General features: G+C 62.4%; 10 protein-coding genes. 9 read left to right on the forward strand and 1 reads right to left on the reverse strand.

The window, feature by feature from the left end:
* Positions 1-77: 77 nt before the first annotated feature.
* The 3 genes from J2P76_RS09290 (at position 78) to J2P76_RS09300 (ending at position 5,454) form a co-directional block, all read left to right on the forward strand.
* Positions 78-2,093 carry a ParB/RepB/Spo0J family partition protein gene (locus J2P76_RS09290; protein WP_158310099.1) on the forward strand — a complete coding sequence of 672 codons (2,016 nt, stop codon included), beginning with the start codon at positions 78-80 and terminating at the stop codon, positions 2,091-2,093.
* Positions 2,094-2,949: 856 nt separating this feature from the next.
* Positions 2,950-3,258, forward strand: coding sequence for a DUF736 domain-containing protein (locus J2P76_RS09295; protein ID WP_012251387.1), 309 nt, complete (start codon positions 2,950-2,952; stop codon positions 3,256-3,258).
* A gap of 57 nt (positions 3,259-3,315) precedes the next feature.
* A complete protein-coding gene (locus J2P76_RS09300) occupies positions 3,316-5,454 on the forward strand; it encodes a sigma factor-like helix-turn-helix DNA-binding protein (RefSeq protein ID WP_081483038.1) in 2,139 nt (712 codons plus the stop codon).
* Here the strand turns inward: J2P76_RS09300 and J2P76_RS09305 are convergent.
* A complete protein-coding gene (locus J2P76_RS09305) occupies positions 5,451-5,750 on the reverse strand; it encodes a helix-turn-helix domain-containing protein (RefSeq protein WP_012251389.1) in 300 nt (99 codons plus the stop codon). The genes J2P76_RS09300 and J2P76_RS09305 overlap by 4 nt on opposite strands.
* A 271-nt stretch (positions 5,751-6,021) precedes the next feature.
* Between J2P76_RS09305 and J2P76_RS09310 the strand changes: the two genes are divergently transcribed.
* The 6 genes from J2P76_RS09310 to J2P76_RS09335 all read left to right on the forward strand — a co-directional run bounded on the left by J2P76_RS09310 (position 6,022) and on the right by J2P76_RS09335 (position 9,789).
* Positions 6,022-6,369 carry a DUF2958 domain-containing protein gene (locus J2P76_RS09310; protein WP_012251390.1) on the forward strand — a complete coding sequence of 116 codons (348 nt, stop codon included), beginning with the start codon at positions 6,022-6,024 and terminating at the stop codon, positions 6,367-6,369.
* Between the two features lie 113 nt (positions 6,370-6,482).
* A complete protein-coding gene (locus J2P76_RS09315; protein ID WP_012251391.1) occupies positions 6,483-7,280 on the forward strand; it encodes a DUF2285 domain-containing protein in 798 nt (265 codons plus the stop codon).
* Positions 7,281-7,415: 135 nt separating this feature from the next.
* On the forward strand, positions 7,416-7,700 hold the full coding sequence (locus tag J2P76_RS09320; protein ID WP_012251392.1) for a helix-turn-helix domain-containing protein: 285 nt from the start codon (positions 7,416-7,418) through the stop codon (positions 7,698-7,700).
* Between the two features lie 27 nt (positions 7,701-7,727).
* Positions 7,728-8,612 carry a replication initiator protein A gene (locus tag J2P76_RS09325; protein ID WP_012251393.1) on the forward strand — a complete coding sequence of 295 codons (885 nt, stop codon included), beginning with the start codon at positions 7,728-7,730 and terminating at the stop codon, positions 8,610-8,612.
* A 275-nt stretch (positions 8,613-8,887) separates the two neighbouring features.
* On the forward strand, positions 8,888-9,559 hold the full coding sequence (parA, locus tag J2P76_RS09330; protein ID WP_050978357.1) for a ParA family partition ATPase: 672 nt from the start codon (positions 8,888-8,890) through the stop codon (positions 9,557-9,559).
* Complete coding sequence (locus J2P76_RS09335; RefSeq protein WP_041863204.1) at positions 9,556-9,789, forward strand: hypothetical protein; 234 nt, start codon at positions 9,556-9,558, stop codon at positions 9,787-9,789. The genes parA and J2P76_RS09335 overlap by 4 nt, the downstream gene beginning before the upstream one ends.
* The last annotated feature ends 2 nt before the right edge of the window (positions 9,790-9,791 follow it).

Consider the following 9,791-nt stretch of genomic DNA (forward strand, 5'->3'; position numbering starts at 1 on the left):
GGCACGAAGGGCCACTCCGGCCCTACGTGCCCAGATGGGAACTCACCCCCGGGCTTCTCTTACGCAAGGAGCGCATCATGAACACCACGATTTTCTCTGAAACCACCGCCGTGCAAGCCGTCAGTGACAAGGTATCGCAAGACGCGGCACAGCAAGCGCACACCGTGCTCGACCACGTTCAAGCCGCCGTCCAGACGGATGAAGGCGTGTCGCCCCAGCCGCAGGCCCCGGCGGCTGAACTGCGCTTTATCGCGCTCTCGCGCTTGCGCCTGTCCCAGCGCAATGTGCGCAAGACCGCCGGGCCGGTCGATGCCCTGGCCGATAGCATCGAGCGCGTGGGCCTGCTGCAAAACCTGATCGTCGTACCGCATGCGGACGGCAAAACGTTCGACGTCGTGGCAGGCGCTCGGCGTTGGGCCGCATTGCGCCTGCTGGCCAAGAAAAAACGCATGGCCCGCGAGCAGACCATTCCGTGCTTGGTCGTGCCCGATGCCCGCGCCATCACCGTCAGCCTGACTGAGAACGTGCAGCGCGAAGCAATGCACCCGGCTGATCAGTTCGAGGCGTTTCTGGCGATGGTCAACGAGGGGCGGCCTATCGAGGATATTGCGGCCGATTTTGGCGTGACGCCGCTGGTAGTGCAGCGCCGCCTGAAACTGGCCCGCATCTCTCCGCGCCTGATGGCGGCGTACCGCCAAGGCGATGTCACGCTGGAGCAATTGATGGTGCTGACGCTGACCGAGGACCACAAGGCGCAGGACGCCGCGTACTTCGATGCGCCACCCTATGAGCGCGAGCCTTACGCGCTGCGTCGGCGGCTCACGCAAGGCGACGTGGACGCGGCGCGTAGCCCCTTGGCGCATTTTGTGGGCGTGGACGCCTATACGGCGGCAGGCGGTGGCATCCGGCGCGATTTGTTCGCCCAAGACGGCGATGGCGTGTATCTCACCGATGCGGATCTGCTGGCGCGGTTGGCGGCAGACAAGCTGGAAGCGCTGGCCGCAGACGTTCGCGCCGAGGGGTGGAAATGGGTTGAAGCGGTGGCCGTGTTCGGCTACAGCGAACTGGCCGCGTTTCGCCGCGCCCCGCAGATCGAGCGCCAGCCCACCGCCCGGCAAGCCAAACGCCTTGCCAAGCTGCAAGCGCGGCAGGCAGCCATTGAGCAAGCGCTGCATGCCGCCGAAGACGCCGAGGACGAAGATGCCGCCGCTACGCTCTACGAGGAAGGCGACCGCGTGGGCGAAGCGCTGGACGCGCTCTATGCCGATTTGCTGGCCTACGCGCCTGAAACGATGGCGGCATCCGGCGCGGTGGTGACCCTCGATCACGATGGGCAAGTCCTCGTTCATCGCGGCTTGCTGCGCCCGGAGGACGCCAAGGCCATCGAATCCCCCAGCCACGCCAAACACCCCAGCAGCGGCGACGGTGAGCCAGACAGCCAGAGCGACGCCGCCGACGCGCCACCTGCCAAAACGCTGTCCGAACGGCTGGTGCGCAACCTGAGCGCACACCGAACCGCCGCGCTGCAAGCCACGCTGGCGAAAAAGCCCGAGGTGGCACTGGCCGCGTTGGTGCATCGACTGGCGTTGACCGTGTTCTATCACGGCGGCGACAGCCTGCTGCAAATCGCTGCGCAACCGCAGGATGGTTTGACACACCATGCGCCGGAACTGGCCGAGAGCAAGGCGGCAGGCGAGTTCGCTGCGCTGCGCACCGCATGGCGTGAACGCCTGCCTGCCCGCGAGGACGAGTTGTTCGACGCCGTGCGCCAGATGAAGCGGGCCGATGTGCTGGCGCTGTTGGCGGTGTGCGTGGCAGGCACGGTTGATGCCGTGGTACGCAGCGAACACGACACCCACGCTGACGCATTGGCGCAAGCCGTGGCGCTGGACATGAGCACTTATTGGCAACCCACTGCCCAAGCGTACTTCAATCATGTCTCCAAACCCCACATTCTGGCGGGATTGCAGACCTTCAAACCCTCGGAAGTGAACCGCGTGGGCGGCTACAAGAAGCCGCAGATGGCCGCAGAAGCCGAGCGGTACGCCACGGCGGCGGCATGGTTGCCTGACATGCTGCGCACATCAGTGTAAACGCGTCCGATACGCATGGGCCTTGGCGGCGCAGGTTCGCGCCGTCAGGCGGATGCGGCATCGCCCGCCGTTGTGAGGTCATGAGCGGCGGGCGTTTTTTGTGCCGACGATTTGCCCGTCCATCGGGGGCCGTACAAACCGCGCCCGCTCGCGCCTGTAGGCTCAGGCGCGAGCGGGCAACGGCCAGGGCCGCGTCGGCCTGGACGCGGCCCAGTACGCGCCGCAGAGCGGCGACAAACGCAACCAGTCGCGCATCGGCAGATAGACCACGTGAGGTAATGAACACGCCCGGCGAACCGGGCAGGCGAATCCGCCGCTACGCTGGAATGCGACCAGATCGGTTGTGTAGGAGCCGGCCGTACTCGATCCTATTGCGTAGGCGTGCCGGCGAGGGCACCTCAGCGCCCAGCGATGGGAGCGACCGTCGACCTTGCGCCATGCCGCGCCGATGTACCCATCACACCGCACCGACACCTTATCGCAAATCCCGGACGGATCACTCGACATGCCCAGGCATCACACCGCGCGCCGCTGCACCGTCATGACATTGACCGAGCCAGCCATGAAGACTCTTGCGTACCGTCCGTCCCAAGGCGGCCTTGTTGTTGTGAATCCTGGCTCCGGCACGGCGGCCCGGCAAACCTCACCGGGCCGCCTCGGGCTTGTGCGGTGCAACCGGCTGTCACAACGATTTTCCCCTGCGCGTGCCGCGCCTTCCTCGCGAGTCAAAATCGCCGTGCCTACCGGTCGTCCACTGGCGTTCCCGCCCCAAGGGGTGCACCGCGCCCGACCTGCGCCTGATCGGAATCACACAAGGACGCGATGGGCGCGGACTTGAAACTTCAGGAGAGTCATCATGGCTAACATCGGCACCTTCACCGCTCAGGACAACGGCTACACCGGCACGGTGCGCACCTTGACCTTGAACGTCAAAGTCAAGTTCGTTCCGGCCGACAAGGACAGCGACAAGTCGCCCGACTACCGCATCGTGGTGGGCAGCTACGAGATCGGCGCGGCATGGCGCAAGGTCTCCAAACAGGACCGTTCCTATCTGTCGGTCACGCTCGATGATCCGTCGTTCCCGGCCACCATCTACGCCCGGCTGATCGGGAACGAGGCCGGCGATTTCGACCTCATCTGGTCGCGTCCAGCGAAGGCGAACTAGGGTTCGCCCGCACGCCCGGTTCGCCGGGCGTGCTTCACATTCCGTTACTATCGGAATATGGACGCTTTGAACTCCCGTCCTTCTTCTGCAAGTGGCCGTTCACGGCTTACCGTCCGCGCTTTTGAAATGGCGGCGCGCCTGCGTTCGCGTCGTAAGAATCTTAAACTGACATGCCGTTTCGTTGCCGAAAGATTAGGCATTCCCGCCGTGCGCTATCGTTTCTGGGAAAAGCAATTTGGCCCTGCTGCTGAAAAACAGTACCTTGAGGCTGTTGCGCAAGTGCTTCAAGTCTCGCCGGAGTGGTTGGCCCATGGCACAGGGATCTTGCCTATTCCGGCAGATCAGGTCGAATCTGCAAAATTCGTGGATTCATTTGCGAATCGCAAGGCGACAGAGGAAGAACGAATCGTGCTTGGCCAACGAGCACTGGCTAGGCGAGTCGCACTTGAACTAAGCCGTCAGGAAATTGCCTTGCGAATCGGTATCGCAACCTATCTTCTTGCCAACTGGGAGCGTGTGCTGCCACTTAAACCCAAAGTCGAGTTTGAGAATAAATGGGAAGAGGCGTTGGGCGTCCCCGCAGGATGGTTGCGCCGGATAGACATCGAAACGCCAGCTCCTTCGAAGGAGGCTGTGACTCAAATCATTGAGGCAAGAACGGCCGATAGTGTGGCAGCCGAAATTCGTACTGCTGGGACATGGCTTTGCCGCGCGTCTTTCGCGCGTCGAACTGTTCTCCATCACGAACTCTCGCCGACTGAACAGCGGTTAGCGGACATCTTTGCGCTGCGATATGGTGTCGACGGAGAAGCGCACACGACCTTGCAAGTCATCGGGGATCGCTATGGTCTGACTCGCGAACGTATCCGCCAGATCGTGGAAAAGATGGTGGAGCGTTCGGCACGAATGCAGCTTCTTACCCCGCATATTGACAGGCTTGCCGACGAAATCCGTCCGTTGTTACCGGCAACGATGGACGCAGTGGATACTCAACTGCGAGGCCGACTCGGAGAGCGCTTGTCTATTGAGAGCGTCAGTCGGTTTTGCCGTGAAATTCTCGGGCGTAATATCGTTGCGTTAACGGATCGGCCAGCTGATATGGCCTATCTATGGTCACCTACAGTCATCGATCCCGCAACCCATGATGTAACCCGTATTCGCGCCGCACGCGATGCGGCGTTGCGACTAATTCGAAGCTGCGGTGCTGCGCAAGCCATGTTTGTTGCGGGCGCTGCAAGTGAAATTACGGGAACGGGCCTCACACCAGACGAAGCCATGCAAGGCTGTCGTATGGTGCCAGGCTTTGAGTGGCTTTCAGAAAGGGATGGCTGGTTTTGGTTCGGCGAGGGTAACGAAAACCGTTTGGTGACGATCGCTCTAAAAGTGCTAGCGGTCTCCGGCCGTCGAGTCGATGCAGAGGAGATTCTGGCCAGCTTTATTCGTGCGCGCCGTGGTTACTATCCACCGGAGCAACTGCGGCCTTATCTCATTGAGCCACCGCTACAGATTGTCGTCGAAGTGTTGCGTCGGGTGAAAGGACTAAAGAACGTGCAGTCGGACGATTTCTTGCTCGACAAACCTGTTCCCGTCGAAACGGTGTTGTCCGATGCGGAGCTTGCGGTCTATAGCCTAATGCGAGATAACGGCAACATCATCTCTCGCCATACCCTCGTCACCGAACTGGTCAAGACAGGCAAGGTGAAGCTGATGGCACTGCATGTCAGTCTCAATAGTTCTCCCATTTATCGCCAATTAGATCGAGGCGTCTTTGCGTTGCGGGGAGCCACCTTGAATCCCGCGTCTCTGCGCGAGGCACAGAGAACCGTTGGTGGCGACGCGAGCAAATCGGCACGAATCAGCGAGCGTGACAAAGATGGCTACTACCATTTCACCTTCGAACTCACGGAGTATATGGTTAGAACCCGTGTCTGGGAGGTGCCGCGCGCGCTGGACGACCTCATTACAGAAGAAGGAAACGTGACTCTGCAAGGATCAGAGCAACCGGTAGTGTTCGCACGCCTACCTAGCGGCTCGTGCCGCCTCAAGCAGTTTGTATCCAGACTTTTACAGCAAGGTTTCGTAGCGGGAGATATGCTTAACCTTGCTCTCCATCCCGAGCAGCGTCTGATTCGCGTAACCCAACTTGGACCAATCATGCAACGGGCCGAGACTGGCGATCAACCTAGGCTTTTTTAGTCCAAAGGTGCTTGGTTTGTCGCTCGCCAGACCATACCCAGTTCTCCCTCTACCTGCGATAACAAGCTTTTAGCCTGGCTTGCATCGTCAACATAAGCCAGTGCCATTAAGGTCAGCGGGTGAATCTGCATGACTTCGCACAGCTCGGCCAGCTTGCTGAGCGTAGGGTTCTTCAGGCCGCGTTCGAGCGTGCTCAGATAGGTCCGGCTGGAGACGTCCGAAAACGCTTCTTGGCTCAAGCCACGCAGCGTGCGTACGGTTTTGATGGCTTGGCCTATGTCATATTGTTCCGCCATCCGCCTGTCATCCCCAAAATGAAGAATGACACCTGACAGCGCCCTATAGAGCTACAATCTATAGTGTTCATTGTGCTGGCCATATCAGCCGGTTTTACGGATTCACGGTTTTGCACATTGGTGGGAAACCGCTTTTCCGTATTGGCGGATTTGCGCCAATACGGAAAAGCGGCGTTACGATATCGCGTAAAGTCGGCTTTGCGTATTGTCGATGGCGCGGCTCGGCGTGCTGGTGCGTTGCCCATTTTGTGCTTGTGGCTTGGAGGCCATTATGCCGCTGCTGACTGACGCTCAACAGGCGCAACTGCTGGCCCATGGTCAGCGGCGCGCTAACGATCCGGGCTTCGATCCCATGCCGGTGGTCAAGCTGTACACGCCCGATGCGGGCGCGGTCTGGTTGCTGGCCTTTGCTTATCCCGACGATCCGGGCCGGCTACACGCCTTGTGCGATGCCAATACGGGCTGTCCGCAACTGGTCGATATCCGCTTGGACGAACTCGAAGCCATGCGCGGGCCGAACGGCTACCGCGTGGCCGTGGATGCAAGTTTTAGAGCCGCGCGTACGCTGTCGGATTACGCCGCCCGGGCGCACGCCCGAGGCGCTTACACCGAGGACTAGCGCCTGGCGGGAGCCTTCCCACCGCTTTTGGCTGGCGGCCACAATAAGCCGTCGGCGAGTCACTTCTCGACATCCTGTTCGGGGTCGGGGGACTTATAGCGGGAGGAAGGACCATGGTCATGACCATTGGGGCCGCGCCCTGGCAGGCGACGGCGGCTTATCTGTACCTGTTGCGGCTCGATGCCGCGAGCCTCGCCTGGGAATATCTGCGCCGTAATGCCGACTACCGCGCATGTTGGCGCCGCTACGGTCGTACCGCGGCCGTGAGTGTTACCCGGCCCTGGGGGCTGGCGCTGCTGGAAGATCCACAGCTTGACGCACGGCGTGCGCATCCGGTCTGGGACAACCGGCTGTCGGCACTCCTGCACATCCAGGCGGATGATCATGCCGCGCAATCCGGCCTGGACCTGTGGCATATTCCCGGTCCCAAAGACGTGATTGTGTTGCCGACGGGCGTGGCAGCGCTATGCGTGCGTGCTTCGGTACCAAGCACGACACTGCGGGCGCGCCTTGGGCCGGGCGTGCTCGACGGTCGCCCGGCGCTGTGCGCCGTGCCGCTTGATACGCGTCTACACGCCCAGGCGGCACTGCTGACCTTGCACGCGGCCCGGTTCGCGCCGCGCCGGGCCTGTCCCGTCCGGCCTATCCCCTGCGCCGCCCTCACTGCCAAGGTGGACCAAGCCCACCTACACCATCTGCACGCCTTGCAGGCGCTCGATGGCGTACAGGCCGGCGCATCCCAGCGTCGCATCGCCGACGTGCTGTACGGACGCGAACGCATGCGCCGCGACTGGCATGCTGACAGCGCCCTGCGGGCGCAGGTGCGCCATAGCCTTGCGCGGGCCGTCGCACTGATGCGTGGCGGCTACCGGGACCTGGCCGGGCTATCCCCGGACGACCTCGACCAATAGTTCGCTTGCGTCCGATCAGGGGGAGAAAAATGTGCCCCCCTGAAGATACTCCCTTACGCACCTGCCTCGGCTTGCGCAGACTGTCTCCAGCCAGCGGGAATTGTCCCGCGTGCGCATCGCATTGCTGGAGGCAACATGATCTCGTCACACGCTGTCCTTGCCGCACCGTCCACGCCCGCACTCACCGCCGTACCGACGGCAACTTCGGCACGCTATCTGACCAACAGCGAAGCGGCCGATTATCTGCGTCTGTCGCCGCGCACGCTCGAAAAACTGCGCGTATTGGGCGGCGGCCCACGTTTTCGTAAGTTCGGCCGACGCGTGCTGTATGCCGCCGTCGACCTGGAGGCGTGGGCCGACGATCACAGCTACGCCATGACGTCTGACCCCGAATACCTCGAACACCGCGCTGGCCGTTAACGGCTGGGCGCGCAACGAGAAGCGGACATGGCTGCGCGGCGACTCCCGCCAAGCGAACGCGATCAGCTCACGCTGTTTCGCGCGCTGCCGGGCGACATGCGTCCGCGCGATGCGCAGGACCTCATGGCCTATCCGTTCTTCTCGTTGTCGAAATCGCACCGTGTGGTGCCCATCGACTTCACGGCCGGGCCGGTGCGTATTCAGGTCGAAGCCGTCCCCGAACACGGCATGGCGACAATCTGGGATGCGGACATCTTGATCTGGGCGGCCAGTCAGATCGTCGCGGCCCGCGACCGCGGACTGCCAACGTCTCGGCTGATTGCGGCCACCCCGCACGAAATCCTGACCTTCACCGGGCGCGGCACCGGCGCACGCGACTACCGGCGCCTGCGTGCGGCGCTTGATCGCCTGCAATCGACCACGGTAGCCACGTCGCTGCGTCAGGCCGATGGCCGGCGTCTGCATCGGTTCTCGTGGATCAATGAATGGAAGGAAGTCGTTCACGCCGATGGCCGCTCGGCGGGTCTCGATCTGATCCTGCCCGACTGGTTCTACAGCGGCGTGCTTTGCAATGCGCTGGTGCTGAGTATCGACCCGCGCTACTTCCGGCTAACCGGCGGCATCGAGCGCTGGCTGTACCGCCTGGTGCGCAAGCACGGCGGCGCCCAGCGCATGGGGTGGCGTTTCGAGCTGCGCCACCTCTATGTCAAATCCGGCAGCCATGCCCGCTATGCCGACTTTGCGCTGGACGTCCGTCGTTTGGCTCAGCGCCAGACGCTACCGGGCTATCGCCTGCGTGTGGCATATGCGGGTGGCGCCGAACAGTTGTTCTTCTACCGACATCCTGCGCAAGCCGGCCACTTGCCGGCCCCTGTGGCGAGATGTGAACGGAGCACATCAACATGTGGATAACTTGTGGGCAACCCTGTGAACATCCTGTGGATGCATTCGTGCTATCGGGCGCATCCGGTTCGTGCTATCAGGCGCAAAACAGTCGTGCTATCAGGCGCAGCGATGCCTTGAAACCCGCGCCAATCAAGGCGCTCCGGGCCGTTCCTAACTCTCTAACTAAAAGACTAACTAAGACTACTAGCGCGAGGTTGTTTGGTCAAAAATTGACCAGTGAACCATGCGAGGCCGTTAAAAGCAGTAGACAACCGGAGCCATTACCGGTCGTTATCGGCGCGCTGGATGCCGACCTCGGTCGGCCTCACACTGGCCGAGTCATTGCGCTACTGAACCAGAAAGGCGGCTCGGGCAAGACGACGCTGGCTACACACCTGGCTGGGGAGTTGGCCAGCGAGGGATTCAACGTCGCGTTGCTCGACGCCGATCCGCAAGGCTCGGCCTCGGGCTGGGCCGAGCGACGTGCACAAAACGGGCACAAGCGCCTGTACGGTGTTTTCGGCCTGGCACGCGAGTCCTTGCATGTTGACGTGCCGCACATCGCGCGCAGCGCCGATTTTGTCGTGATCGACGGCCCGCCGCGGACGGCGGCCATCACGCGCTCAGCGCTGCTGGCCTGCGATATCGTGCTGATTCCTGTGCAACCCTCGGCCTATGACGTGTGGGCCAGCCAGGAGATGGTACGTCTCATCGAGGAAGCGCGCCTGTACCGCCCGCAGCTTCGGGCGGCCTTTGTCATCAACCGGCGCGTCGTGGGCACCGTCATCGGCCGCGAAGCGCGTGCCGCACTAGCAGAGCAGATCCTACCGACACTGGCGGTCGAGATAAGTCAACGCATTGCGTTTGCGGACAGCGTGGCCGGCGGCTTGCTAGTGCGCGAGCGCGACGCCCGTGGCGCGGCCGCTCGCGAGATCGCGCGGCTTGCCGCTCAAGTGCGCAAGGCGCTGCGATGAGCGAGTCCCGCGAGCGTCCCATGATCGGTACGCGACCCGCGCCACGCGGCGCGACTGCCTGGGTAAAGCATGGCGACGGGCCTGCGCCCGTTTACAGCGCACGGCTGACCATTGATGTAACGCCCGCGCTGCGCGGGCGCATCAAGGTGGCCGCATTCCAGCATGGCGTGACCGCCGCCACCATGCTGCGCACCGTATTGGAACGCGAGTTCCCGGAGCGCACGTCATGACG

It is taken from the genome of Bordetella petrii (assembly GCF_017356245.1).
GTDB lineage: Bacteria > Pseudomonadota > Gammaproteobacteria > Burkholderiales > Burkholderiaceae_B > Bordetella_A > Bordetella_A petrii_D.

Bases quoted from the DNA above. Each gene is read 5' to 3' on its own strand.
- J2P76_RS09335 (WP_041863204.1), top strand. From the start codon at position 9,556: ATGAGCGAGTCCCGCGAGCGTCCCATGATCGGTACGCGACCCGCGCCA.
- J2P76_RS09290 (WP_158310099.1), top strand. From the start codon at position 78: ATGAACACCACGATTTTCTCTGAAACCACCGCCGTGCAAGCCGTCAGT.
- J2P76_RS09310 (WP_012251390.1), top strand. From the start codon at position 6,022: ATGCCGCTGCTGACTGACGCTCAACAGGCGCAACTGCTGGCCCATGGT.
- J2P76_RS09325 (WP_012251393.1), top strand. From the start codon at position 7,728: ATGGCTGCGCGGCGACTCCCGCCAAGCGAACGCGATCAGCTCACGCTG.
- J2P76_RS09320 (WP_012251392.1), top strand. From the start codon at position 7,416: ATGATCTCGTCACACGCTGTCCTTGCCGCACCGTCCACGCCCGCACTC.
- J2P76_RS09315 (WP_012251391.1), top strand. From the start codon at position 6,483: ATGGTCATGACCATTGGGGCCGCGCCCTGGCAGGCGACGGCGGCTTAT.
- J2P76_RS09305 (WP_012251389.1), bottom strand. From the start codon at position 5,750: ATGGCGGAACAATATGACATAGGCCAAGCCATCAAAACCGTACGCACG.
- J2P76_RS09295 (WP_012251387.1), top strand. From the start codon at position 2,950: ATGGCTAACATCGGCACCTTCACCGCTCAGGACAACGGCTACACCGGC.
- J2P76_RS09300 (WP_081483038.1), top strand. From the start codon at position 3,316: ATGGACGCTTTGAACTCCCGTCCTTCTTCTGCAAGTGGCCGTTCACGG.